We start from the raw sequence: 25723 nt of genomic DNA on the forward strand, positions 1-25723 counted from the left end.
CCTAGCTCTTTGCACTTATAAGTGCAAGGAGCTGCGTTGGGCTGACCACGCATTGCGGAGAGGAGCACGAGCCGATGGGCGAGACGATCATCCGTGACGACAGGGCGGTCCTGTCGATTACCGCCAGTGAAGTCGAGCAGGCTCGTGTGTTCAAGGCCCGCGTCGACCAGGTCGAGCAGGCCGCCGCAGACTCGGATGCGGCTGGGGTCCTCATCGGGCTCCGCGGCGGCGACACCGTGGAGATGCCTGCCGAACTGTCCTCGCTCATCGGCCAGATTCTCGACCTGGTCAGCCGTGGCTGTACGGTCACCGTGGCCAGCGTGCCCAACGAACTGACCACGACGACCGCCTCGAAGATTCTCGGCATGTCCCGCCCCACCTTGATGAAGCTGGTCAAGGAGGGCGCAATCCCTGCGCATAAGGTCCGATCCCACACCAGGCTGCTCAGCAAAGACGTTTTCGCATTCAAGGAAAGGCAAAGCGCAGAGCAACGCCACGCATTCGACGAACTCCGTCGACTCGAAGACGACTTGGGCCTGGTCGACTGACCAAATTGCCTGCGTAGCAGCCTATTTCGGTAACGCACCTCCTATCGCTTGTACCATGCTCGGCATGGTCAGCGGGTGGGGTACAAACGTTCCAGTCGACGCCAACATCTTGTACTCGCGCACGCTCCGTGACTGGCTAGCCTTGCTGTATCTACACGGTGGCGGCGAGATGTTCGAGGTCATGTGGACCGACGATGTCATGGCCGAGTTCCACTATCACCTGCGTAAGAAGAACCCGTTCCTCGATGACGCTCAGGTGGGTGGCATCCGGCGCAGGCTGGAGAGCGTCTTCAAAGCCGGACGGATCAGCGGTTACTCGGTTGATGCCGCAGGGACGTATCCGGATCCGGGTGATGCACACGTCCATTGCGCCGCTGTCCATGGCAACGTAGACATCCTGCTGACCGAAAACGTCAAACATTTCCGCGAGATCGATGATCTCCCGTACGAGATCTACTCGGCCGACGAGTTTTTCGAGCTTGTCGACGATACCGCCCCGCGTGCCGTGCTTGCTGTGACGAAGGAACAACTCGTCTACCACGTTCGAAGGAGCGGCAACGGCAGCGTGTCCCTACCGGAGATGTTGAAGAAGGCCGGTGCACCGTTGTTTGCCGAGCGGGTTCGGCAACACCTGAACTCGCTCGACCTCACCGCGCTGTTGAGTGCGTCCACGTCCTCATAGGTCACTCGCGGCTAGGGGGCGCGCCGCCGTGTGGACGGGTGCGATGGGTGAAGGGGTGGAGTGGGTACTTTTCAAGGGGATTCGCGCTTGTCCGGGTGCGGAGTGAGATCGGAGGGGTTGGCATGTTTACCACCAGGCCGACATTGCGGGGGACGTTCGGGATGGTGTCGTCTACGCATTGGCTGGCGTCGCAGTCGGCGATGGCGGTGCTCGAGGGGGGTGGGAATGCGTTCGATGCGGCGGTTGCGGCTGGGTTCGTGTTGCATGTGGTGGAGCCGCATTTGAATGGGCCTGCCGGTGAGGTGCCGATGATGCTGGCTCCGGTGGGGGAAGCGGTGCGGGTGTTGTGTGGGCAGGGGCCGGCGCCGGCGGGTGCGAGCGCGGCGCATTATCGCGGGCTCGGGCTCGACTTCGTGCCCGGTACCGGGCCGTTGGCGGCCGCGGTGCCCGGCGCGTTCGATGCCTGGATGGTGTTGTTGCGTGATTACGGCACAAGGTCTTTGGCTGATCTGCTGCGTTATGCCATCGGGTATGCCGAGGCGGGGCATCCGCCCGTGCCGCAGTTTCAGCAGCAGGTGGAGAAGGTCCGTGCGCTGTTCACGACCGAGTGGACCTCCTCGGCGGAGGTCTATTTGCGGGACGGTGCGGCGCCGAAACTCGGTGAGCTGTTTCGCAATCCGGTGCTCGGTCGGACCTGGCGGCGGTTGATCGACCAGGCCGTTGCCGAGGGTGGTGGCGACCGAGTCGCCGAAATCGAAGCGGCGCGGCGGATTTGGCGCACCGGGTTCATCGCCGAGGCGATCGTGCGGCAGTCGGCCCGACCCACCCTGGATACCAGTGGCGAGCGGCATGTCGGCACACTTACTGCGGCGGATCTGGCCGACTGGTCGGCGACTTACGAATCGCCGACGACTTACGACTGGCAGGGGTGGACGCTCTGCAAGGTCGGCCCGTGGAGCCAGGGGCCTGCTTTCCTGCAGCAGCTCGCCCTGCTGCCTGCGGAGCTGCCCGCGTATGGCTCCGCCGAGTACGTCCATCTGCTCATCGAAGGCTGCAAGCTGGCGATGGCCGACCGGGAGGCGTGGTATGGCGATGTGCCCGATGTGCCGGTGCCCGTGCTGCTTTCGGCGTCGTACAACGCGCAGCGACGAGCGCTGATCGAAGCGAAGGCGTCCTATGAGCTGCGTCCAGGTAGCCCGGAGGGACGTGCACCGCTGCTCAGCTCGCATATCGATGGCTCGAGCCCGGCGTCCGACGCGGTCGGCGCGGGTGAACCGGCTCTCGCCGTCGCCGGTGAAACACGCGGCGATACTTGTCATTTCGACATCGTCGACCAGTGGGGCAACATGATCTCGGCGACCCCGAGCGGCGGCTGGCTGCAATCGAACCCCGTCATCCCGGAGCTCGGCTTCCCGCTCGGCACCCGCCTGCAGATGGCCTGGCTGGACGAGGGTTTGCCGAATACCCTTGTCCCGGGCCATCGTCCGCGCTCCACCTTGACTCCCGCGCTGGCGCTGCGCGACGGCGTGCCGGTGCTGGCCTTCGGCACCCCCGGCGGCGATCAGCAGGATCAGTGGCAGGTGCACTTCTTCCTGTCCGTCGCCTACGGCGGCCTCGACCTGCAGGCCGCGATCGACGCACCCAACTGGCACAATTCTTCGTTCCCCAGCTCGTTCTACCCGCGTGCCATGGAGCCGGGGCAGGTCGTCGTCGAGTCGAGGATGGACGAGTCGGTCATCGAAGACCTGCGCCGTCGCGGCCATGACGTCACGGTCGGCGGACCGTGGTCGGAAGGTCGCCTGTGCGCGGTCGCGCGTGACCCGGAGTCGGGGATGCTGTCCGCGGCGGCGAACCCGCGCGGCATGCAGGGTTACGCGGTCGGCCGCTGAACCCGGTCCGCGCGCTTGGCTCGAATCCGCCGGTCGCCACGAGTGCGGGTGGCGGCCGCGACAATACGGGTGAGCGCGTCGGCCTCGAGTTGTGTCGGGTCGACACTCGGTCCGCCATAACGGAACAGATCGCCCTCGACGAGCGCCGCTAGCCGTGGTTCACCGAGGCTGTTCGCGGCGAACATGTAGACCGGGACCCGTTTCGGCAGGATCAGACCGAAGTCGATGGCCCGTGCCGCGCGCCCCTCGTCCGCGAGCAGTTGGTGAATCGAGTAGTCGTGCAACGGGTATCGACGCGGGAAGACATTGCGCAGGTCCAGGAACAGCCCGACCGAACTGCTGCGCGGATCGGCGACGCGGGGGCCGAGCCGGGCGAACCGGCCGAGGGCCAGGCCGGGGCATTCGATCAGGGCGTGCGTGAACAGCACCCGAGCGAGCGTCACGTTGATCATGAGTTGCTCGACATCGAGTTCGGCCTCGGCCAGCCGCTGGTTCTCCAGGTAACCCGCGACGATGCTGAGGTTGTGCGCTCGATACCAGCTGACCGGTGACGGTGCGGCGAGAAACCGCTGCCACAGTCGCGCACCGGGCGTCGACGCGTGACCGCCCGCGCCGAGCAGTGCGGCTTCCAGTTGATCGTGCAGCAGACGATCGTTGATCGCACGCCACCACGGACTACCCGTAACCGGGTGCAGGACGCCTCGGGTCAGTTCCCAGCGCAGAAAGGTCAATTCGGCGCGCGCATAGGCGCTCAGCTGCGCCGGATAGCAGCTCGCCGCCAGCGTCAACCGCTGCTCGGGGTCCGCATGCGCGGCTGCGACCCGTTGCGCGGCAAGCTCGCCGGCACGATCGGGGTTCATCGTCGCTCACTGTACCGAGACTGCGCGGACTCGGCTCGGGACGTGCAGCGAGGCCTATTTCGGTGGGGCGGCGATCTCCAGCTCGCGCAGACCCGGATGGACGGTCGGGTCCGCGGCCGCGATGTCCAGCCGGATGTAGCGGGCGGAGATCGGGCTGGCGAGGGTCCCGGTTGCCGGATCGACGGTGACTGCCGTCCAGGTCTTGTTGTCGGGGGACACCGAGACGGAGGGCGCCGTCGGCGCCGGATCCGACCAGTGCGGAAGTATCCGTCCGACAGAGGTTTCCGCGCCCAGGTCGACGGTGAGCGTGCCGCGATCGGCGTCAGGCGCCCAGCCGGTAGCGATGCTGCCGTCGACCGCGGCCTCGGCGTACCGGCCCGGTTCGGCCGAACTCGCGGACACGGACTTGCAGCGGGCGAGGTTGTCGGTGGATGTCAGGTCAGGTCGGCGGGTCTTGACGCTCAGCGGATGGTCGAGGCTGACCAGCTGGGTGCCGGTCGCGGTCCGGACCTGCATCGCCGCACCGTCTTTCAGCGTGATCTTAGTGTCGTCGGGGCCGATCTCCGCGTCGAAAGTCCGTCCCTGCCAATGCATGCCGCGAATATGCAGTCCCGCACTGAGTTCCGGCGGCAGCGTCGGATCGATGCGAATCTCGTCGGCCCGCAAACGCAACCCGAGCAGACCATTGGTGAAGGTCTGCAGGAATCCGCCTGCGGCGGTGACAAAGGTGAAGGCAGGCGCACCCGCCAAGGCATCCTTGACGCCCGCCTTGTTGCCACGCGCCTCCGCGAATTGCCCGAACGGCGCGCGCTCGAACGGCCGAACCGCGCGTTCGAGGTAGGTGTCCGTTGCACAGCCCGGCGTGCCGATCGCCGCGGCGTCGATGGCGTGCACCGAGTCGGTCATCGCCGGACCGTCGGGATCGGTTCGCTCGGCATAGTATTCCAGTGTGTTGGCCGAAACATCTTGCGACATAGGCCATTCCAGCGGGTAGATCAGCAGGACGGTATCGGCTTGTTTGATGGGCGTCCCGGGATAGCCGTCGTATTGGGTGAATATCTGCCGCGCCGGATCGAAGGGCATGCGCAGGTGGTCGGCGATCGTGGTCCACTCGGGTGGGGCGGGCCGGCCGAGGATTTCGGCGGCTCGGGCCGCATTGCGCAGTGCCAGTGCGGCAACCGCGTTGGTGTAGACCCCGTCATTGACGCCGTTGCTGTATTCGTCAGGGCCCGCGATGTTTTCGATCGAGTAGCTGCCGTCGGGATTCGGCGTCACCCGCGAGGCCCAGAATTCGGCCAGGTTCCGCATGATCGGCCAGCCGCGGCCGCGCAGGTAATCGGTGTCGCCGGTGGCCAGGTAGTACTGCCAGGCCGCGAGCGAGATATCGCCCTGCAGATGGATCTGGGTCAGGCAGTGCGGCGGATCCCAGCTGTGGCATTCCGCGAGGGCGCCTCGGCTCTCACTGGTCCATGGATAGAAGGCGCCGCGATAACCGAGCTGTTGGGCATTCGCCTGTGCCGCGGGCAAGGTCTTGAACCGGTAGTCCACCACGGATCTGGCGAGATCCGGCGCCAGCTGGAGCAGGCCGGGGAACATCCAGATGTCCGCGTCCCAGAACACGGCCCCCGCATAGTTGTCGCTGCTGAGTCCGACGGGCGAAATGCTGTTGTCCTGTTGGGAATTCGTGCTCGAGTACAGCGAGTAGAGCGCGCCGCGAGCCCATGCCTGCAGGTCGGCACTACCGGGTATCTCGATGTCACCGCGCCACAGCGAACGCCACTGCGCCGCCGTTCCCGCCAGCAACTCCGGCCAGCCCTGTCGCGCCGCCCGCTGCGCCGCGTCCTGAGCCGCGGCGACGGGATCTCGCGCGGTGAGCGCGGTGTCGACGCCGACGAATTTGGTTACCTCGTAAGTCCTTCCGTCCCGCACGGTGAGACGGTTCTGCTGACTGACGGTGAGATCGCGCGCCGGGGCAGGCTGCCGCGCGGCCCCGGTGCTCAGCACGGACGCGACCGCCCCGACGACTCCGGTGCCCTCGGTACGGAAGCCGACCCGGATAGCGCCGTCACCCGCGCCGCCCTCGGTCTGCGTCATCCGGCGGGCGCCCGCGCCGTCGAGCAGATCGGTCACCGTGATCGCACCGGACCAGTGCGGGACGAGCGTGAGATGCACCGCGCCCACATGCGGATCGACCCGATCCGTGACGACGTCGTACACCAGATCGGTGGCCTTGCCGTCCCGGCTGGTCCAGGTGAGCGCGGTGCGCACCAATCCACAGCGCAGATATCCGATCTGCGAGAAGTTCGTGATCTGGGCGGCCGGTGTGCTCACGGAGTACGTGTCGTCGCCGACGCCCAGGTTGAGCGCGGACCAATTCGGCAGCGCCGCCGCGACCTCACGATCGTCGGCCAGCCCCGGCGTGTGCCCGTACAGACCGGCCACGAAAGCGCCGTCGTACCGGGGCGTGTACAGCGGCCAGCCGCTCATCTCACCGGTCGACACGTATCCCGTGCCGCGCGGCGGCACCCGCAGCCCGAGGTAGCCGTTGCCGACGAACGGATGCTGTTCGAACCCGGCAGCCACATCGGTATTCGTCGACGTCCATCCCGGTGCGGACGAGGCGTCGTCGCCCGGACATACCGGCGCGGCCCCGTCCCGTGCGGCGTCTCGAACGGCGAACAGGATCCCGCCGGCCACCAACGCGATCGCCACGACCAATGCGGTGCCGATCAGGATCTTGGTGCGAGAACGCAATCCGTACCTCCATGTGCCGCATGGACGATGTCGTACTCGGCTACCCGGCCCGACTTCCATGCGACCACGACCCGGAACAGCCCTGCACCGGCCATCCTATGATCGGCTGCGTGGCCTCCGAAATAGCGGTAGGTCTCGGCGTCAGGGGGTTGCGGTGCGGGCGTTCGGGTCGAAGCCGCCGGGGATTTCGTAGACCACGCCGGTGAAGGTGGCGCCGAAGAGACGGCCGGCCGAGAAACCGGTCGTGCCGCGGCCATAGGTGAGGACGCTGGTCATCGGGTTGCCGCCGCCGAGGACGCAGTACTGGTTCGGGGCATCGATCCGGATGACCTGGCCCGCCGTGTTGAGGGGGACCACCGGGCGGTCCAGGGAGTCCAGCGTCAGACCGTCGGGTGCGGCGAGCGCGTCACCGCCGCCGAGATCGAGCAGTGACTGGGGTGCGCCGGGGTTGGCGGTCGGGATCCGGCTCACCCCAGGGTTGACGAAGGTCCTACTGACGTACAGGTATTCGTCGTCCTTGCCGAGGACGGCGCCGTTCGCACTCGGGAACGACGTCCAATCGGCCTGCACCGCCCCGTTCGGGTAGACGCGGCCGACGAGATTGCCGAAATCGTTGGTGGCGTAGACGGTTCCGTCCTGCGCGACATCCATGCCGTTCGCGGCGCTGAGTCCCGCGGCGAAGGGGCGGACCGCGCCGGTGTCCGGATCGAGTTCGATGATCCCGGCATGGCGCAATGTGTCGCCGACAAAGGACCGTGCGTCCGCGCCGTAGCCGACCAGCAGCTTGTCGTCCGGTGTCCAGGCGAGCGCGCCGCCACCGCCGCTGGGCACGGTCGCGATGGGGACCGGGGCCGCGCCCGGTGCGTCGATCCGATACACCCGACCGGTCGCCAGGTCTGTTGTATAGGCCCGCCCGCGGGCATCGACGGTCAATCCTTCCAGCGCACCGGGCAATGCCGCGGCCACCACCGTCGGCTGGCCCGCCCCGCCGCACACCGGTGCGGCGCTCGCCGCGGGCGCGGCCACCGCCGATAACGCGGCGAACGTCAGCGCCGCTACGGCGACCGTTGCCTTGTCCATGCTGGTCATTGCACACCTCGGCTGTCTGGTGATGGGTGCGATTCGCCGCGACGGAGCACGAATCGCCGAATGGGCCTGGCGAATCCAGTGCAGTATGCGCCCGTGGCGTGCGACATTCACGCAACGCCGGTGATCCTGGCGTGGCATCCGCGAGACGGTCAGCGCCGCACCGGGTTTGCCATCGGGCGGGCTACGCTTCGGTGAGGCGGCCGAGACGAGGTGCTTGTCGCCTCCGGCGCGAAAGGATGATGCGGGATGAGTGACGAGGTAGCGACGCCGCCGTTCGCGGAGATCATCAACGGGGCATTGGAATTCACCATTCCGAGCGCGTACCGGATGGGGGTGGCGGCGGTCGAGGTGCGGCCGGGGTTCGCCGCGACGACGGCGCCGATCGAGGGGAATGGGAACCATTTCGGCACCATGTACGCGGGCGTGCTGTTCGCGGTGGCGGAGATCCTCGGCGGCGCGATCGCGGTCGCCACGTTCGACAACTCCGCGTTCTATCCGCTGGTCAAGGATCTGCACGTATTCTTCCGCAAGGCCGCGAAGACCGATGTGCGCGCGGAGGCGAGTTTGCCTGCGGAGGAGATCGCCAGGATCGCCGAAGAGGCTGCCGCGAACGGGAAGTCGGACTTCACGTTGCGGGCCGTTGTCACCGATGCCGACGGTGTGCTGGTCGCGGAAACCGAGGGGCTTTATCAACTGCGGGCGCACGGCAAGTAGGAGATTGCCGAAGCCTCGTTCATCGCGTAGTTCGCCGGGTATTACGAGGCGTGCACAGCGAAGTTTTCATCAGCGTCCCGGTGAGTGGGACGCTCGATGCCTGATGTGCGACCGACGACACAATTTCCCAGTGATCTCGGGCACATAACGTAACAATCACCGTTCACCTGTGCGATTCCTTTTGCCTGCTCGTGATGCATAAACGAGATAACTCTCGACTTACGGTCTAGAGAGTTTCGATGTGATCGAAGCGTGATTCGCAGCGACTTCTTCGCTACCGTCGCCGGAGCCCGATCTACGACGGGCCCGAACTCGAACCGCTGAATGCCGGTAACCCTGTCCCGCGGTTCGAGGATCCCCGACCTACCTGGGGACAGGGACACGGCGAGCACGTGCCGTGCCGGTGGGCGCAGGCAGGAACTCCTTCATGTCGCATAACCTCAAGACCCGCGTCCTCGGCGTCACCGCCGCACTGGGCGCCCTCGTGGCCGTCCCGTTCGGCCTGTCCACCGCCACCGCGTCGGCCCACGACTGGGATGCCGTCGCACAGTGCGAGAGCGGCGGCAACTGGGGCACCGAGACCGGCAACGGCTTCTCCGGCGGCCTGCAGTTCACCCAGAGCACCTGGTCCGCCAACGGCGGCGTCGGCAGCCCGAGCAACGCCAGCCGGGCCGAGCAGATCCGCGTCGCGGAGAACGTGCTCGCCACTCAGGGCCCCGGTGCGTGGCCCGTCTGCGGCGCCTACCTCTAAAGGCTTGACCGGCTCCTATCGCGAAACGCGGTAGGAGCCGGGCTATTTCAGGGCGACCGATTGTTCGGCGAAATTGACTGACTTCGGCGGGTTCTTCTTCGGGTTGAATTGCGATTCATAATTCCGAATCACGGCGCGTTGATTCAATGCTCGAGTATTTCATCCCACGAATTAGAACTAGAACACGTTTCGGTCTCGTGTCGCGAAATGCCTGCGGCCAGTGGTGCCAATCACTAGCCTGTTGCCACCCGGTTCCTTCGTGCCGGCTCGAGGTAGAGCCGGACGAGATGCCGTGGCTAGAAAGGCATCTCGACCATGAGTTCGACCCAGACCGCCGCACCGCCCACCATTCTCACCGGGCTGTGGCAGCGCAAGCTACCGCACTATCCCGATACGCCCGCCCGCTCCTGGTATCTGACCGTTGTCGTCATCGCGTCGATCGGGCTCTACTACCAGTTGTTCGTGACCGGCGCGGTGGGTAATGAGCTGATCGCCTATTTCCACCTGTCGTTCGCCTACTTCGTCTGGATCTTCATCATCGGCGCCGCGTTCGGCGCGGCCGCCTCGGTGCTGGCCGGCCTGCTCGACCGGTGGGGCCGGGCCAACATCGTCGCCTACGGCGTGGTGATCTGCTCGCTGCTGACGCTGTTCGCGGTGCCCGCGACCACCACGAAGGAGCAGTACCTCTTCGTCTACGTCGTCGTGAGCATCGTCGAGGGCGCGGTGCTGGTGGCCACGCCCGCGCTGATCCGCGACTTCTCGCCGCAGCTCGGCCGGGCCTCCGCGATGGGCTTCTGGACCCTCGGCCCGGTGATCGGCGCCCTGGTCACCACCCAGATCTCCACCCGGTCGCTGGACGCGCACCCGGACTGGCAGTACCACTACCGGCTGTGCGGCGTGATCTGCCTCGTCATCGCGGTGATCGCGCTGATCGGGCTGCGTGAGCTCAGCCCGCAGCTGCGCGACCAGATCATGGTGTCGCTGCGCGATCGGGCGCTGATCGAGGCGCGGGCTCGCGGACTCGACGTCGGGAAGTTGGAGCAGGGGCAGTGGCGCCAGATGCTGCGTCCCAACATCATCGGTTCGGCGTTGGCGATCAGCCTGTTCCTGGCCTTCTTCTATACGATCGTGTCCTTCCTGCCCGTCTATATGGCGACCAACTTCGGCTTCAGCCCGGCCAAGGCCAATGCGCTCGGCAACTGGTACTGGACCGCCAACGCGGTCGCGCTGGTGCTGGCCGGCATCGCCTCGGACTACCTCAAGGTGCGTAAGCCGTTCATGATCGTCGGGGCGGTGATCAGCGTGATCGGCATGTATCTGTTCATCGGGTACACCGACAAACCGGACACCGGCTACTACACCTTCGCCTGGGTGTTCGTGATCATCGCCGTCGGCACCGGCATCGCCTACTCGACCTGGATGGCGAGCTTCACCGAGACCGTCGAGGAGCGCAATCCGGCGGCGACCGCGGTGGGGCTCGCGGTGTGGGGTGGCACGCTGCGCAGCGTCGTCACGGTCGTGCTGTTCGGCCTGCTGGTGGTGGTGAACGCGGCCGGTCCGCTGGTCAACTACGGTCCGCGGCTGCAGGAGATCCAGGCGAAGTACGGCCCGCAGCTGGCGACCATTCAACAGGTCGGGCCGGAAACCCTTGCGGCACTTGGTAAGAACCCGAACGACCAGGTCGCCCAGGTGACGGCGCTGACCAAGCTGACCGGCGCGTCACCCGCCGAGATCCAGACGGCGTTCGGGCTCACCGCCCGATACTCGGAGGAACTCGCGACACTGCAGGCCATCGAACCGGCCACCCAGGCGGCGCTCGCCGCGAATCCGAGTGATGGGAACGCCGGGCTCGCGGCGGTGGGGCAGGTCGCCAAGAAGTTCGGCATCCCGGTCGATCAGGCGATCGCGCGGCTGACCGCCGTGCAGCAGATTCCGCCCGCCGACCTCGCGGTCCTCGGCACCGTCGGCCCGAAACTCGCGCAGGCGGGCGCGCAACTCCAGTCGGTCGGCACCATCCCCGCCGACGACCAGGCCTACCTCGCTGCGCACGCGACCGAGGTGCAGCAGGCCAAGGCCGATTCGCCGCATCAGTGGGCACGCTGGTGGTGGATCTGCCTGATCGCCCAGATCGTGTTCCTGCCGTTCGTCTTCCTGATGGCAGGGCATTGGAGCCCGAAGAAGGCGGCGGCCGAGGCGGCGGCGCACGACCGGCTGGTGCAGCAGGAACTGGCGGAGTTGACGCCGATACCCGCCGGGTAACCGTTGGACTACTCGACGCCGAGGGTCACCTCGGTGGACTTGATCAGCACCTTTACCCGGACGCCGTCGGTGAGTCGGAGGTCGTCGACGGCGTCGCGGGTGATCGAGGAGGTGATCTCGTCGCCGCCCGCGAGGCGGACCCGGACCACCGCCATGGCCTCGCCGCGGGTGACCGAGATGACGGTGCCGTCCATCTGATTGCGGGTGCTCAGTCGCATGTCGGCGAGCATACGCAGCCCGCCCCTGGCGGGACGGGATATGCGACCGGTGTCTACCGCGGAATGGCCGAGGGCAGCGGGTGGTCCGGCTCGAGCGCGGGCAGGCCGTCGAGGCTGACCGAATTGTCGCCCGCGATGCGGCGTGCGAAATCCTCGTCGGTACGGCGGTTGTGCAGCGCGTCGAGCACCGGGCGTTCGTCGACGAGGTCGAAGTAGGGGACCGAGTAGCCGCAGGAGTCGGCGATGCGCTCGACGCTGATCACGATGGCGGCGCGCAAGCCGGGGTGCTGCAGGCCGAAATGCGGTCGCAGGGTAGCGAATTCGGCGGAGTCGGGGCGCACCACCCGGCCGGTGCCGAAGAGACGCAGGATCTTCGAGGTGCGGTCGAACGAGCAGAACATGACGGTGATGCGGCCGTTTTCGCGCAGATGCGCGATGGTTTCCGAGCCGCTGCCGAACAGGTCGAGGTAGGCGACGGTGTGATCGTCGAGGACGGCGAAGGTGTCGCGATAACCCTTGGGGGACAGGTTGACCAGTCCGCCTTCGACCGGCGCGGTCGCTACGAAGAACATCGACTGCTCGCTGATGAACTTGCGTAGCGCGTCATCGAGATGCGAGAAGACCTTCGCCATCGGGGCCCCTTCCCTAGTCGTCCCATGAACAGGACTCGAGTTTCGAGCGTAACTCCGGGCCAGGTCCAGATGGGCGGCTGAGGCTCAAATCACGTGGTCGGGGGCTAGGCCCGCCAGAGTTGGTCTCCCGCGCGGGAGAGGACGATGTTCGGCACCACCGCGTTGCGGGAGAGCCGGGTGATCGCGAGGACCATCTCGGCGATGTCGCCGGTGGTCAGCATGGCCGACTGATCGAGGACGTCGCGTTTCCACGCGGTCATATCGGTGTCGACGTAGCCGGGGGAGATGGCGGTCGCGCTGACGCCGTTGGCCGACTCCTCCAGCGAGAGGGTTTCGCAGAGCGAGATCAGTGCGGCCTTGGTCGCGCCGTACGCGGCCAGACCCGCTTCGCCCGCGACACCCGTGATGGAGGCCAGGGCAATGATTTTCGCGCCACGGTGCGGTTCGTCCTGTGCGCTCTTGCGTAGCAGCGGAAGTGCGGCCTGGATGAGGGTGATCGGTGCGCGGAAGTTGACGTCGAGCATGCGTTCGTAGGTTTTCACCGGCATGTCGGCGATGGTGCCCGCGGTGCCGGTGCCCGCGCTGAGAACCAGGGCGTGCAGGCCGTCGAAGCGGTCGGCGTGCGCTTGGACCAGCGCGCGCACCTGGTCGAGGTCGTTCATCTGGGCGACAACGGGATTCACCTCGACGCCGGTCTCGTCGTGCAGCCGGGTCGCGGTGTCGGTGAGCACGTCCTTGTTCCTGGCCGCGATGGTCAGCTGGTACCCCTCGCCGGCCAGGCGGCGGGCCACCTCGGCGCCGATGCCGCGGGAGCCGCCGGTCACCAGGGCGCTGCGCACGGTCATCCGAGCATCTCCAGTCCGGCGTCGAGCAGCAGCGGCACGGCCGCGCCGATGGTGGCGAAGCCGTCGCCTACCGTCTTGCCCGCGAGGAAGCGTTGGTGAATACCCTCCGCGATGACCGCCAGCTTGAAGTAGCCGAGGGCGCGGTAGAAGGGGAGGTGCTCGAGCGGGTAACCCGTTGCGGTGGCGTAGCGTTCGGCGATCTCGTCGGCGGACAGGAAGCCGGGGTTGGCGCTCGGGGCGTGCCGGACGCCGAGCACCGGCTCGCAGCGGGCGTCCCAATAGACCTGGAGCAGTCCGAGATCGGCGAGCGGGTCGCCGAGAGTGGCCATCTCCCAGTCGACCACGGCGGCGATCGCGCCGAAGTCGTTGCGGTCGACGATCGTATTGTCCAGGCGGTAGTCGCCGTGCACGATGGTTTCGGCCGCCTGTTCCGGCAGTGCGGTGCGCAGTGCGTCGGTGAGCCGGTCGAGGGCGTCGAGTTCGCGGGTGGCGACCCGGTCCCACTGGCCACGCCAGCGTTTGACCTGGCGGGCGAGATAGCCGGCGGGACGGCCGAATTCGGCGAGACCGACGGCGGTGTAGTCCACCGCGTGCAATGCGGCCAGGGTGTCGATCAGGGCTTCCGAGCAGGCGCGAGCCTGGTCGGTGCCGAGTGCGGCGGTCTGATCACCGTCCTGGAGGACGTGGCCGTCCACGAAGGAAACCACCGCGAACGGCACGCCGATCACCGCGATGTCTTCACACAACGCGATCGCCTGTGCGACAGGGACATTCGTGTCCTGCAGGGCCGCGACGATGCGGTATTCGCGGGCCATGTCGTGCGCGGTCGGGGTGAGCGGGCCGAGCGGTGGGCGGCGCAGCACCCAGTCGTTCGTTCCGTCGTTCAGGCGGTAGGTGAGGTTGGACTTGCCGCCTTTCAGTAGCGAAGCGGTGAGCGGTCCGGCGGTCTGCGGCACGTGGGCCTCGAAATACCGTTGCAGCGCGGGCAGATCGAGGCCGGCCAGGGCCGCCGTCATCGGTTCGCCTTGCCCAGGGGCCGTCGCCTGACAGCGGGCGTCATCCGAGGCGCTCGATAATGGTGGCGTTCGCCAATCCGCCTGCCTCACACATGGTTTGCAGGGCGTAGCGGCCGCCGGTCTGCTCGAGATGGTTGACCATGGTGGCCAGGATACGGGTGCCGGAGGCGCCGAGTGGGTGACCGAGGGCGATCGCACCGCCGCGCGGGTTCAGCTTGGCCGGATCCGCGCCGAGCTCGTGCTGCCACAGCAGTGGGACCGGCGCGAACGCCTCGTTCACCTCATAGGCGTCGATGTCGTCGATGCTCAGCCCGGCGCGTTCCAGGACCTTGCGCGTGGCCGGAATGACGGCCGTGAGCATGAGCAGCGGATCGTCGCCGACCACCGAGAACGAGTGGAACCGGGCGCGCGGACGCAGGCCCAGCTTGTTCGCCGACTCCTCGCTCATGATCAGCGCGGCCGACGCCCCGTCGGTGAGCGGTGAGGAGTTGCCTGGCGTGATCAACCATTCGATCTCCGGAAACCGTTCGGTGAACTGTTCATCCACGAACGCGGGCTTCAGCCCAGCCAGCCCCTCGGCGGTCGTGGCCGGGCGGATCGTCTCGTCCGCGGTCAAGGTGCCCGCGGCAACCAACTCGTTCGCGAACCCGCCCGCCGCGGCCGTCGCCGCCGCCCGCCGATGCGAGCGGGCGGCGAACTCGTCGAGCGCCGCCCGATCGAACTTCCACCGCGCACTGATCACCTCCGCCGCAATCCCTTGCTGCACAAGCCCTTCCGGATACCGATGGGTCAGCGGCCCCTGATTCGGATCCTTACCCTGCGCATTGGAGAACATCGGCGCCCGGCTCATCGACTCCACTCCGCAGGCGATCGCGACGTCATACGCGCCCGAGATCACCCCCTGCGCCGCGAAATGCGCCGCCTGCTGACTCGATCCACACTGCCGATCCACCGTCGTAGCAGGCACCGACTCCGGAAACCCCGCGGCCAGCGCCGCCGTCCGACTGATGTTGAATGCTTGCTCCCCACTCTGCGTCACACACCCGCCGACCACATCATCGACCAACGCCGGATCCAGCCCGTTGCGCGCCACCAACTCCGCCAACACCCCGGCCAGCAAGGTCGCCGGATGCACCCCCGACAACCCACCCCCAGCCTTCCCCTTGCCCGACGGGGTACGAACGACATCAACGATGACGGCGGACCTCATAGCCCTCTCCGATCAGCTAAGTTAGTTGCGATTCTCGTCTAAGTTAACACGGATTCGCCTCCTGACGGCACGGGAACCCGCCGTCCATCAGGAGGCGACCCGTCCGGCCTTTGAACACGGGTCCGGCACTGACCTATCTGGACGTCGAATCCGGCTCGGTTAGTGGTCGAAGATCGCGTCCAGCGAATCGGCGACGACAGCTTTGTCCATCCAGGCTTCGAGCTGTTTGGTATCCGAGGAAGACAGGATTTGTGCGCGGAGTTCGTCCGAGACTGCGAATCCGCGTGCGGCAAGGGCGCGTACCAGCATCTTCGCCTCGCCGCGAGCCTCGCCTTGCTCGAGCAACCCGTCGACGAAATCGTCTCGGTAAGTATTGCTGGCCATGAGCTCCTCCGGACTTGTCGATGCTCGCCTAGTTGTCGAAGATTGCATCCAGCGAATCGGCGACGACAGCCTTGTCCATCCAGGCTTCGAGCTGTGCGGTATCCGCAGACGACAGGATGTGCGTTCGGAGATGGTCCGGGACCGCGAATCCGCGTGCGGTAAGGACGCGCAAGAGCGACCTTGCCTCGCCTTCTGCTCGCCCTTGCTCGAGCAACCCGTCGACGAAATCGTCTCGGTAGGTAGGGCTGGCCATGAGCTCCTCCAGGGCTTTTCTGGCCGCGTTCGTGGCGGCGTGCTGGACAAATCGAGTGTAAGTGGTGCGGGTCTCGCGATCGAGGGTGGCGAGTTTGTCGAGGACCATGCGGCGGTTGGTGTCCTCGGTCAGGTCGAGGGCGTGGGTGAGGGCGGCGAGGACGGTGAGTTCGGGGGCGACGCTCGCGAATGCCGGGTTCGTCGGATCGGGGGTGTTGTGCGGGCCGATGACGATGGGCGCGAGGCTGAATCCGGGGTGGCCGGTGTGGATGGTGCGGCGGCAGGCGCGGGCGGTGGCTCGACTCGCGGCGATGACGACCAGGACGGCATCGCAGTTGTGCTGGGATTGGGCTACTGCCACATACGCGGGCCAGGCCCTGCGTTTGCGGGGTTTCGGTGCGGCCGACTGGGATTCGGTGATGACGGCGAGCCTGCTGCCGTCGATGCCACGTAGCAGCGTCACGGCGTCGGCACGGAATTCGGGTGGGTTGCAGGTGGTGAGGTTGCTGTCGCTGACTGCGGCGGTCGCTTCGACGGGTAGTTGGATGCCGGTACCCACTAGAAGTGCGGCAGCCAAAAGGGGGTTGTGGCGCAGCAATTCGAGAGGGGCTTCGTGGCGGATGCTCGGCATGGCGGGAAGATTGTCACGGGCTACCGACAGGTTTTTGTGGCGCAGGCCGTCGCGGCTGTGACACGCCGATTAGCTTCGCACACAGTTTATTTCGGCGGCCGACGGTAGGTGCCGGTCGTCGTGCGCCGGAGCGCGAATTACGCCGGATAGGTGTGTGTTTCAGTGGCTTTCACTGCGGCCCACAGTTTCAGGCCTGGGCGGAGGCGGAGGTCGGCGACCGTGGCGGGGGTGACGTCGGCGAGGACGGATGGGGTGCCGTCGAGGCGGAGGCGGATGGTGTGAGCGTGTTGTTCGATGCCGGCGATGGTGACCGGCCAGGCGTTGCGTTGGCTGCCGGTGGGGTGGTCGGGGTGCAGGCTGACGGCGGTGGGGGCGAAGGCGATGTGTACCGCGCCGGTGCCGGGTTCGGCGGTGGTGAGGGTGCCGCCGGTGTCGAGTTCGACGGTGGTGCCGTCGGCGGTGCCGCGATAGAGATTGAGGCCCACCAGGTTTGCGACGTAGTCGGAGCGGGGGCGGTGCGCTACATCGCTCGGGGAACCTTCCTGGACGACGACGCCGTTTTCGAGGATGACGAGGCGGTCGGCCAGCACCATGGCGTCGAGCGGATCGTGGGTGACCAGCACGGTGTGGCCGGAGTAGTCGGCGAGGTGGTGGGCGAGGTCGGAACGCACGCGCAGCCGGGTGCTCGCGTCGAGGGCGGCCAGGGGTTCGTCGAGCAGCAGCAGCGCGGGGTCGGTGGCGAGGGCGCGGGCCAGGGCGACGCGTTGGGCCTGACCACCGGACAGGGCCCGCGGTTTGGCGTGCTGGTGTTCGGCGAGGCCGACGCGGTCCAGCCACTCGGCGGCTTGCGCTCGAGCGGCGGTGCGGCGTTGACCGCGAGCGCGCAGGCCGAACGCGACGTTGTCGAGCGCGCTCAGGTGGCCGAACAGCAGGTAGTCCTGGAAGACGACGCCGACCTCGCGCCGCTCGGCGGGCACGAACACCTTCGGTGGTGCGTCCCAGGTCTTTTCGCCGACCCGCAGCGCACCGTCGGTCAGCGGCGTGAGCCCGGCCAGCGTCCGCAGCGCGGTGGTCTTGCCTGCCCCGTTGGGGCCGAGTAGCGCGACGACTTCACCCGGTGCCACGGACAATGGGAGGTCGAGCTCGAATTGTCCTCGGGTGACCCGCAATTCGGCGTCAACGGTCATACCGCGCCTCGAATCCACCGCTCGCGCAACGCGACGAGCACGGCGACCGACACCGTGAGCAGCACCAGGCTGAGCACGATCGCGTCCTCCGGATCCGCTTCCAGCGCCAGATAGACCGCAAGCGGCATGGTGGTCGTCTTCCCGGGAAAGTTGCCCGCGAACGTGATGGTGGCGCCGAATTCGCCGAGCGCCCGCGCCCAGCACAGCACCCCGCCCGCGACGACGCCGGGCAGCACCGAGGGCAGCGTCACCCGCCGGAAGGTCAGCCACCGCGACGCGCCCAGCGTCGCCGCCGCCTCCTCGAAACGCGGATCCGCCGCCCGCAGTGCGCCTTCCACCGAGATCACCAGAAACGGCATCGCCACAAACGCTTCCGCGACAACCACGCCCGCCGTTGTGAAAGGCAGTGAGACACCGAACCATTCGTACAGATAACGCCCGAACAGTCCGCGCCTGCCGAGCACGAGCAAGAGCGCGACACCGCCGACGACGGGCGGCAGCACCAGCGGCACGGTGACCAGCGCCCGCAGCACCCCGCGTCCGGGCACCTCGCCGCGCGCGAGCAGCCACGCCAACGGCACCCCGAACACCAGGCACAGCAGCGTCGCCAGGCTCGCGCATTCCAGCGAAAGCCGCAGGGCCTGACCGACTTCGGCGTTGAACAGCCGTCCCGGCAGGCCGCGCCACGGCGCCCGCCACAGCAGCCCTACCAGCGGAACGAGCAGAAACGCCAGTGCGCACAACGCGGGCAGCACCAGAACGAGCGGTCGCCGTCCCTGGGCGGCCCGTCGCCGCGGCACCCGCATCACGGGGCGTCGAATCCCGCCTTGGTGAACACCGTCTTCGCCTGATCGGACTTCACGAAGTCGACGAACGCCGCGGCCGCGGCCGAATTCGGCGCGTGCGCCAGCGGCGCGACCGGGTAGTCGTTGATCGCTTTGGACGCCTCGGGGAAGTCGATGCCCTCCACCTGTGCACCCGCGGACAGCACGTCGGTCCGGTACACGAGGGCGGCGTCGACCTCGCCGAGCTTGACCTTCGTCAGCACCGCCTTCACGTCGGCCTCGCGGGTATCTGGCTGCGGGTTGACGCCGGCGACGTCGAACACCGTCTTGGCGGCGGCGCCGCACGGGACCTGCTCGGCGCACAGCGCGATTTTCGGCTCGGTCTTGCCGAAGTCGGCCAGGCCGGTGATGTGGCCGGGGTTGCCCTTGGGCACCGCGATCTCCAGCCGGTTGCGCACGAAGGTGAACGGCGCGCCGGTCACCTCGCCCTTGTCCTGCACCTGCTGCATGTTCTTCGGCGCCGCCGAGGCGAAGACGTCGGCCGGGGCGCCCTGATTGATCTGCTCGGCCAGCGCCGAACTGGCGCCGAAGCTGTAGACCACCTTGACGCCGGGGTGCGCGGCCTCGAACTGCTTGCCGAGCTCGGTGAAGGTCTCGGTCAGCGAGGCCGCCGCGAACACGGTGACCGTGCCGCCGACCTGGTCGGTGGCCGCGGGCGCCGCCTTGTCGTCGGAGCCGCAGCCGACCAGGGTCAGCGCGGCCACGCCGGCCACGGCGGCGACGCTCAGCGAACGAATCATTTTCGACCTCATCAACTTTCCGGAATCTCGACTACGACATGTGTCGACTTGACCGATGCCACCGCGACGCTGCCGACCTCGAGCCCGAGCTCGTCGACCGACTCCCGGCTCAGCAGCGAGACCAGACGGAACGGTCCGGCCTGCATCTCGACCTGCGCCATCACCGTGTCCTTGACCACCCGCGTGACGATGCCGCGCATCCGATTGCGGGCGGACGCGGCCACGGTGACGCCCGGCTGCGGGGTCTCCGCGGTGGCCTGCAGGAATTCGGCCAGTTCCCGGCCGCGCACGCCCTTGCGTCCGTTGCCGAGCTGGATCGCGGTGAGCTTGCCCTGATCGATCCACCGTCGCACGGTGTCGTCGCTGACGCCCGCGAGCACCGCCACTTCACTGATCCGCAAATCCGACACGATCCGTAGTTTATTGCCGCATCTGCGGAATGCAAGGGGCAAACGCGGGCGGCGTGCCGGGCCCCTGCCTGGCGGAAGCCGTCCGCCCGGACTGCGCGGTCCGCTCGACGCCGGGCGGGTCGCGCCGGGGTACCGCGACCGATTCCTCCGGTATGTGCCTGCTGTGGTTGCTGTGGCGGAATTTCCGGTGAACTGTCTCACAACGGCCACGGACCGAACTATCGGCCGAGTTCTTCGGAGGAAACTGAAATCCCTGTCGGACATATCATTTCGCGACTTGTCTACGAATCATGTCGTGTCGATTCGGCTGATCGAACGGCCCGGACATCGCCCGCGATCATTACATTGGAGGGGATTTCGCAGTCCCATCTGATGGAGGAATTTCGGTGCCGATTATCGATCTGGGTTCGTCAGCGTTGAATCTCGCGAACGTCGTGACGTCCATTGCCGCCAACATCACCTACCTGTTGCAGGCCTGGCACGTCATCTGATCGACCCCGTGCCCCGGCGGCGCCGCGCCCTCCGCGTCGGCCGCCGGGCACTGGCCGCCACACCGCAGCCGGTGTGCACGCTCGCTACTTACGCGACCGCCTCGGCACTCACCGAAACCACTGCCCATCCCGGACTTCCGCGCTGAAGTTTGTGTGTCCGATCACAAATGTCCGGGTTTTGCTCTAGCGTGGGCACGATTGGTGCCGAGAGGGGCTGTGGATGCGTAGCGGGATGTTGAGTCTGGCGCGGTTGCGGGAACTGGTCGCGGTCGGGGAGATCGATACGGTGTTGGTCGCGATGACCGACATGCAGGGTCGGTTGCAGGGGAAGCGTTGCGCGGCACAGTATTTCCTGGATGAGGTGGTGCGGCACGCGACCGAGGCGTGCAACTATCTGCTCGCCGTCGACGTGGACATGGCGACGGTCGACGGGTATGCGATCTCGTCCTGGGACACCGGTTACGGGGACTTCGTGCTCCGGCCGGACCTGAACACACTGCGGCAAGTGCCGTGGTGGCCGGGCACCGCGCTGGTGCTGTGCGATGTGGAGAAAGCATCGCCGGAGGGCGAGCCGGTCGGGGTGTCGCCGCGGCAGGTGCTGCGCGCACAACTGGACCGGCTGGCCGAACGCGGGCTGCGCGCGTTCGTCGGGACGGAACTCGAATTCCTGGTGTTCGACGACAGTTACGAGGCGGCGTGGTCTTCGGGCTATCGCGATCTGCGCCCGGCCAATCAGTACAACGTCGACTACTCGCTGCTCGGCACCGGGCGCATCGAACCGCTGCTGCGCCGCATCCGCACCGAAATGGACGGCGCGGGAATGTATGTCGAGTCGGCCAAGGGGGAGTGCAACCCCGGTCAGCACGAGATCACCTTCCGCTTCGACGAGGCGCTGACCACCTGCGACAACCACAGCATCTACAAGACCGGCGCGAAGGAAATCGCCGCCCAGGAGGGGCGCAGTCTGTCCTTCATGGCGAAATATAATGAGCGCGAGGGCAACTCGTGCCACATTCATATCAGCCTGCGCGGCGAATCCGGCGAGGCCGTGCTTGCGGGCGAGGAGGCCAACGGGTTCTCGCCGCTGATGCGGCATTTCGTCGCGGGCCAGCTGGACTGCCTGCGCGAGTTCACCTATCTGCTCGCGCCGAACATCAACTCCTACAAGCGATTCGTGCCGGGCAGCTTCGCGCCGACCGCCGTCGCCTGGGGCCGGGACAACCGGACCTGCGCGCTGCGCGTGGTCGGGCACGGACAGTCGCTGCGGCTGGAGAACCGGGTGCCCGGCGGCGACGTGAACCCCTATCTCGCGGTGGCCGCCGCCATCGCGGCCGGGCTGCACGGCATCGAGCATCGGCTGCCGCTGGAGCCGGAGTTCAAGGGCAATGCCTATCGATCGGAGCGGCCGCGGGTGCCGCGCACGCTGCGCGAGGCCGCGCAGCTCTTCGGGGACAGCAAGGTGGCGCGGACCGCGTTCGGTGATGATGTAGTGGAGCACTACCGCAACGCGGCGAAGGTCGAACTGGACGCCTTCGACGCGGCCGTCACCGACTGGGAGCGAATTCGTGGATTCGAACGACTCTGAGGCTTTACCCGCTGGAGTTGTGCACACCGGGCCGCGTCCCGTGATCGGCCTGCCGACCTACCTGGAGCCCGCTCGTTTCGGCTCGTGGCACGTCGACAGCGCGGTGCTGCCCGCCAGCTACGTCCAGATGGTGGTGGAGGCGGGTGGCATTCCGGTGCTGTTGCCGCCGGTCGGGGTGGCCCGGCCGGAACTGGTGGCGCGGCTGGACGGGCTGGTGCTGACCGGCGGCGCGGACGTGTCGCCGTCGCGCTACGGCGCCCAGGAGCACGAGCACACCTACACCCGGCCCGATCGGGACGAGTCCGAGTTCGAGTTGTTCGCGCTGGCGCGGGCCGCGGAATTGCCGGTGCTCGCGGTGTGCCGCGGCTTGCAGGTGGTGAACGTCGCGCTGGGCGGGACGCTGCTGCAACATCTGCCGGATGCCGTCGGGCATGCCGAGCATTCGGGCACCGTCGGCGGGTTCACCGCGACCGAGGCGGTGACGGTCGCGGGCAGCAAGGTCGCCGCGATCGCGGGTCCACAGGTGAAGGCCAACTGCCACCATCATCAGGCGATCGACGTGCTCGCCGCGGAATTGGTGGCGACCGCGCACGCGGCGGACGGCACCATCGAGGCGGCGGAAACGGCGGACGGCCCGTTTCTCGTGGGCGTGCAATGGCATCCGGAGGTGGATGCGGTCGACCGCCGGTTGATCAGGGCACTGGTCGTGGCGGCCGAAGACTATCGAAGGGAGCGGAATTCGTGACGACAGCGCAGGTGGTCAACCCGGCGACCGAGCAGGTCGTGGCGCGGGTCGAACTGGTCGGCGCGGCCGAGACCGACGCCGCGATCGAGCGGGCCAAGCGGGCTGCGCTCGGATGGCGCGAGGTGGCGCCCGGTGATCGGGCCCGGCTGCTGCGCCGGTTCGCCGAAGCCGTCGACGCGGATCTGGAACGGCTGGCCCAGCTGGAGGTCACCAACTCCGGGCACACCATCGGCAATGCGCGCTGGGAGGCGGGCAACGTCCGGGATGTGCTGCATTACGCGGCCGGTATCCCAGAACGGTTGCTCGGCAACCAGATTCCGGTGGCGGGCGGTGTGGACATCACCTTCCACGAACCGCTCGGCGTGGTCGGGGTGATCGTGCCGTGGAACTTCCCGATGCCGATCGCGGCCTGGGGCTTCGGACCCGCGCTGGCGGCCGGGAACACGGTCGTGCTCAAGCCCGCGGAACTGACGCCGTTGACCGCGATCCGGCTCGGCGAGCTCGCGCTCGAAGCGGGCTTGCCGGAGCACGTCTTTCAGGTCCTGCCCGGCAAGGGTTCGGTGGTCGGGCAGCGGTTCGTGACCCATCCCGCGGTACGCAAGGTGGTGTTCACCGGGTCCACCGAGGTGGGCACCCAGATCATGGCCGGTTGCGCGCAGCAGGTGAAGCGGGTGACGCTGGAGCTCGGCGGCAAGAGCGCGAACATCGTGTTCGCCGATGCGGATCTGGAGCGGGCGGCGGCGACCGCGCCCTACGGCGTGTTCGACAATGCCGGCCAGGATTGCTGTGCGCGGTCGCGAATCCTGGTGCAGCGCAGTGTTTTCGACAAGTTCTTGGAGCTGCTGGAGCCTGCTGTTCGCGGGCTGAAGGTCGGTGATCCCGCGCAGGAGTCCACCGAGATGGGACCGCTCATTTCGGCAGCCCATCGCGAGCGAGTCGCCGCGTTCATCGAGCCGTCGACGAAGGTCGCGTTCACCGGTGAGCGGCCCGACGGGCCCGGATTCTGGTATCCGCCAACGGTTGTGCTGCCGGACTCGCCGACCGATCGGGTGTTGACCGAGGAGGTGTTCGGCCCGGTGGTCGCGGTGCTTCCGTTCGAGGACGAGGCCGACGCCATCCGGATCGCCAACGACACCGAGTACGGGCTGTCCGGCTCGATCTGGACCAACGATGTCGGCCGCGCGCTGCGGGTTTCCCGCGCCGTCGAGGCAGGCAACCTTTCGGTGAATTCGCACTCCTCCGTGCGGTATTGGACGCCGTTCGGCGGCTTCAAGCAGTCCGGGCTCGGCCGTGAACTCGGCCCCGACGCCGCGCTCGCGTTCACCGAAACCAAGAACGTCTTCATCGCCACCGAATGAACTGAACTCACCCACCCCGGCCGACTCCGTCGGCCTACCGTCCCTCGACAGGAGATACCTTGCAGCGCTTACAGGATCGAGTCGCCGTCGTTACCGGCGGCGGGAGCGGCATCGGCCTCGCCACAGTCCGCCGCTTCGCCGCCGAGGGGGCGAAGGTCGTCGTCGCCGACATCGATGCCACCACCGGCGCAGCGGCGGCCACCGAGGTCGGCGGCTTGTACGTCAAGGTCGACGTGACCGATGAGGCGCAGGTCGAAGCACTGTTCCAGACCGCGGTCGATACCTACGGTGGTCTCGACATCGCCTTCAACAACGCGGGAATCTCACCGCCGGAAGACGATTCGATCCTCACCACCGGCCTCGACGCCTGGAAACGGGTCCAGGAGGTCAACCTGACCTCGGTGTACCTGTGCAGCAAATACGCCATCGGGCACATGCTGGAACGCGGCAAGGGATCGGTCATCAACACCGCCTCGTTCGTCGCGGTCATGGGCGCGGCCACCTCGCAGATCTCCTACACCGCCTCCAAGGGTGGTGTGCTCGCGATGAGCCGCGAGCTCGGAGTTCAGTTCGCCCGCAACGGGATCCGCGTCAACGCGCTCTGCCCCGGACCGGTGAACACACCGCTGCTGCAGGAACTGTTCGCCAAGGACCCGGAGCGCGCCGCGCGCCGACTGGTGCACATCCCGACCGGCCGCTTCGCCGAACCCGAGGAAATCGCCGCCGCCGTAGCGTTTCTCGCCAGTGACGACGCCTCGTTCATCACGGCATCCCAGTTCCTGGTGGACGGCGGCATCTCCGGCGCCTACGTGACGCCGCTGTAGTACTGCCCAAAAGTGAACTCCCGCAACCTTTCCTGAGGAAAGTTGCGGGAGTTCGCTATGGCCGGGCCGCAGGATCCTTCGTCGCGGGTCGACCTAGATGCTGAAGCTCTAGGGCGCCGCTGGAGGAGCTGCGGGCGGAGCTGCGGGGGGCGGCGCGGAGGGAGTCTGGTTGTCCAGTAGGTCCCGAAGCCTGCCCATTTGATCCGTGAAGTCCCTTAGGTTATTCGTCAGGCCACCACCAGCGCCCGTGCCGCCTTGCGGTGTGCCTGTGCCCGCGCCGCCCTGTCGGGCCGTGCCGCCTTGGGGAGCTGCACCTTGTGGGGCCGCGCCAGCTTGCGGGGCTGCGCCTTGCGGGGCTGCGCCTTGCGGGGCCGCACCTTGCGGGGCCGCGCCCTGTGGCGCCGCAGGTGCCGGTGCGGCTGGCGCGGGTGCGGGTGCTGCGGGTGCCGGTGCGGCGGGTGCGGGTGCCGCCGGTGCCGGCCCCGGTTGGTTCGCCGCGGCGACGCCGGTGAGCAGCAGTGACGCGGTCAGCCCTGCGGCGGCCGCGGTTCCTAGCAAGATCTTCATGTGTAGCCCCTTCTCGTCTCGAAGTGGTACATGAGTGCCTGTTTATTCAAACGCTCAACAGCCAGCAGCTCAGCGCAATGCGGAAAACCGCCCGCCTTGCTGGGGCAATGCCGTCGACGGATTCGGGCACGGCCCCGGAGATGTCATCTGGTTCGCTGTCGGGTCGGCCCGGGGGGGGGGGGGGCGCGCGCCCCGCCGCGCCGATCGCCGCCATCGCCCGCACCACAGGCACCAAAA

Annotated in this window: 25 protein-coding genes; 11 read left to right on the forward strand and 14 right to left on the reverse strand. The window is 67.4% G+C overall.

Translation table 11 applies throughout. The features are described from left to right. Positions 1-74 precede the first annotated feature (74 nt). From ABZ942_RS01050 to ABZ942_RS01060, 3 genes are all read left to right on the forward strand, one after another. Positions 75-548 carry a helix-turn-helix domain-containing protein gene (locus ABZ942_RS01050; RefSeq protein ID WP_357377752.1) on the forward strand — a complete coding sequence of 158 codons (474 nt, stop codon included), beginning with the start codon at positions 75-77 and terminating at the stop codon, positions 546-548. 64 nt (positions 549-612) lie between these two features. Beyond that, on the forward strand, positions 613-1230 hold the full coding sequence (locus ABZ942_RS01055; protein ID WP_357377754.1) for a PIN domain-containing protein: 618 nt from the start codon (positions 613-615) through the stop codon (positions 1228-1230). A 122-nt stretch (positions 1231-1352) separates the two neighbouring features. Beyond that, positions 1353-3119, forward strand: a complete 1767-nt coding sequence (locus tag ABZ942_RS01060; protein WP_357377756.1) for a gamma-glutamyltransferase — start codon at positions 1353-1355, stop codon at positions 3117-3119. Here the strand turns inward: ABZ942_RS01060 and ABZ942_RS01065 are convergent. The 3 genes from ABZ942_RS01065 to ABZ942_RS01075 all read right to left on the reverse strand — a co-directional run bounded on the left by ABZ942_RS01065 (position 3101) and on the right by ABZ942_RS01075 (position 7822). Then, the gene (locus ABZ942_RS01065) at positions 3101-3979 is read right to left on the reverse strand and encodes a hypothetical protein (protein ID WP_357377758.1); all 879 of its coding nucleotides are present in this window, start codon (positions 3977-3979) and stop codon (positions 3101-3103) included. The two genes, ABZ942_RS01060 and ABZ942_RS01065, sit on opposite strands and share 19 nt — an antisense overlap. A 54-nt stretch (positions 3980-4033) precedes the next feature. Then, on the reverse strand, positions 4034-6733 hold the full coding sequence (locus ABZ942_RS01070) for a discoidin domain-containing protein (protein ID WP_357377760.1): 2700 nt from the start codon (positions 6731-6733) through the stop codon (positions 4034-4036). 141 nt (positions 6734-6874) lie between these two features. Beyond that, the gene (locus ABZ942_RS01075; protein ID WP_357377762.1) at positions 6875-7822 is read right to left on the reverse strand and encodes a hypothetical protein; all 948 of its coding nucleotides are present in this window, start codon (positions 7820-7822) and stop codon (positions 6875-6877) included. A gap of 246 nt (positions 7823-8068) precedes the next feature. On the opposite strand from ABZ942_RS01075, the gene ABZ942_RS01080 reads away from it, so the two are divergent. From ABZ942_RS01080 to ABZ942_RS01090, 3 genes are all read left to right on the forward strand, one after another. Continuing rightward, positions 8069-8536 (forward strand): YiiD C-terminal domain-containing protein, encoded by a 468-nt coding sequence (locus ABZ942_RS01080; RefSeq protein WP_357377764.1) that lies wholly within the window; start codon positions 8069-8071, stop codon positions 8534-8536. Between the two features lie 427 nt (positions 8537-8963). Further along, positions 8964-9287 (forward strand): transglycosylase family protein, encoded by a 324-nt coding sequence (locus ABZ942_RS01085; protein ID WP_357377766.1) that lies wholly within the window; start codon positions 8964-8966, stop codon positions 9285-9287. A 315-nt stretch (positions 9288-9602) separates the two neighbouring features. Beyond that, positions 9603-11546, forward strand: a complete 1944-nt coding sequence (locus ABZ942_RS01090; RefSeq protein WP_357377768.1) for an MFS transporter — start codon at positions 9603-9605, stop codon at positions 11544-11546. A gap of 8 nt (positions 11547-11554) precedes the next feature. Here the strand turns inward: ABZ942_RS01090 and ABZ942_RS01095 are convergent, their stop codons facing one another. The 11 genes from ABZ942_RS01095 to ABZ942_RS01145 form a co-directional block, all read right to left on the reverse strand. Beyond that, the gene (locus ABZ942_RS01095) at positions 11555-11764 is read right to left on the reverse strand and encodes a TOBE domain-containing protein (RefSeq protein WP_357377770.1); all 210 of its coding nucleotides are present in this window, start codon (positions 11762-11764) and stop codon (positions 11555-11557) included. 53 nt (positions 11765-11817) lie between these two features. Then, a complete protein-coding gene (locus ABZ942_RS01100; protein ID WP_357377772.1) occupies positions 11818-12396 on the reverse strand; it encodes a pyridoxamine 5'-phosphate oxidase family protein in 579 nt (192 codons plus the stop codon). A 104-nt stretch (positions 12397-12500) separates the two neighbouring features. After that, complete coding sequence (locus ABZ942_RS01105) at positions 12501-13241, reverse strand: SDR family oxidoreductase (RefSeq protein WP_357377775.1); 741 nt, start codon at positions 13239-13241, stop codon at positions 12501-12503. Then, positions 13238-14257 carry a phosphotransferase family protein gene (locus ABZ942_RS01110; RefSeq protein ID WP_357377778.1) on the reverse strand — a complete coding sequence of 340 codons (1020 nt, stop codon included), beginning with the start codon at positions 14255-14257 and terminating at the stop codon, positions 13238-13240. Before ABZ942_RS01110 ends, ABZ942_RS01105 begins: the two co-directional genes overlap by 4 nt. Before the next feature lie 40 nt (positions 14258-14297). After that, on the reverse strand, positions 14298-15467 hold the full coding sequence (locus ABZ942_RS01115; protein ID WP_357377780.1) for an acetyl-CoA C-acyltransferase: 1170 nt from the start codon (positions 15465-15467) through the stop codon (positions 14298-14300). 159 nt (positions 15468-15626) lie between these two features. Then, entirely contained in the window at positions 15627-15851 is a 225-nt protein-coding gene (locus tag ABZ942_RS01120; protein WP_357377782.1) for a hypothetical protein, read from the reverse strand. 28 nt (positions 15852-15879) lie between these two features. Continuing rightward, the gene (locus ABZ942_RS01125; protein WP_357377784.1) at positions 15880-16734 is read right to left on the reverse strand and encodes a hypothetical protein; all 855 of its coding nucleotides are present in this window, start codon (positions 16732-16734) and stop codon (positions 15880-15882) included. Between the two features lie 137 nt (positions 16735-16871). Next, positions 16872-17921: an ABC transporter ATP-binding protein gene (locus ABZ942_RS01130; RefSeq protein ID WP_357377786.1), complete on the reverse strand. Its 1050-nt coding sequence runs from the start codon at positions 17919-17921 to the stop codon at positions 16872-16874. Then, on the reverse strand, positions 17918-18727 hold the full coding sequence (modB, locus tag ABZ942_RS01135) for a molybdate ABC transporter permease subunit (protein WP_357379313.1): 810 nt from the start codon (positions 18725-18727) through the stop codon (positions 17918-17920). Before modB ends, ABZ942_RS01130 begins: the two co-directional genes overlap by 4 nt. Further along, complete coding sequence (gene modA / locus ABZ942_RS01140; RefSeq protein WP_357377788.1) at positions 18727-19506, reverse strand: molybdate ABC transporter substrate-binding protein; 780 nt, start codon at positions 19504-19506, stop codon at positions 18727-18729. The genes modB and modA overlap by 1 nt, the downstream gene beginning before the upstream one ends. A gap of 11 nt (positions 19507-19517) precedes the next feature. Next, positions 19518-19916, reverse strand: a complete 399-nt coding sequence (locus tag ABZ942_RS01145; RefSeq protein ID WP_357377790.1) for a TOBE domain-containing protein — start codon at positions 19914-19916, stop codon at positions 19518-19520. Positions 19917-20415: 499 nt separating this feature from the next. Between ABZ942_RS01145 and ABZ942_RS01150 the strand changes: the two genes are divergently transcribed. From ABZ942_RS01150 to ABZ942_RS01170, 5 genes are all read left to right on the forward strand, one after another. Further along, positions 20416-20553 (forward strand): hypothetical protein, encoded by a 138-nt coding sequence (locus ABZ942_RS01150; protein WP_357377792.1) that lies wholly within the window; start codon positions 20416-20418, stop codon positions 20551-20553. A 74-nt stretch (positions 20554-20627) separates the two neighbouring features. After that, a complete protein-coding gene (locus ABZ942_RS01155; protein WP_357377794.1) occupies positions 20628-21992 on the forward strand; it encodes a glutamine synthetase family protein in 1365 nt (454 codons plus the stop codon). Further along, a complete protein-coding gene (locus tag ABZ942_RS01160) occupies positions 21973-22737 on the forward strand; it encodes a gamma-glutamyl-gamma-aminobutyrate hydrolase family protein (protein ID WP_357377796.1) in 765 nt (254 codons plus the stop codon). Before ABZ942_RS01155 ends, ABZ942_RS01160 begins: the two co-directional genes overlap by 20 nt. After that, a complete protein-coding gene (locus ABZ942_RS01165; RefSeq protein ID WP_357377798.1) occupies positions 22734-24095 on the forward strand; it encodes an aldehyde dehydrogenase family protein in 1362 nt (453 codons plus the stop codon). The genes ABZ942_RS01160 and ABZ942_RS01165 overlap by 4 nt, the downstream gene beginning before the upstream one ends. 59 nt (positions 24096-24154) lie before the next feature. Then, positions 24155-24919, forward strand: a complete 765-nt coding sequence (locus tag ABZ942_RS01170) for a 3-oxoacyl-ACP reductase (protein ID WP_357377800.1) — start codon at positions 24155-24157, stop codon at positions 24917-24919. Positions 24920-25723: the final 804 nt, after the last annotated feature.

It is taken from the genome of Nocardia sp. NPDC046473, assembly GCF_040645995.1.
Taxonomy (GTDB): Bacteria; Actinomycetota; Actinomycetes; order Mycobacteriales; family Mycobacteriaceae; genus Nocardia.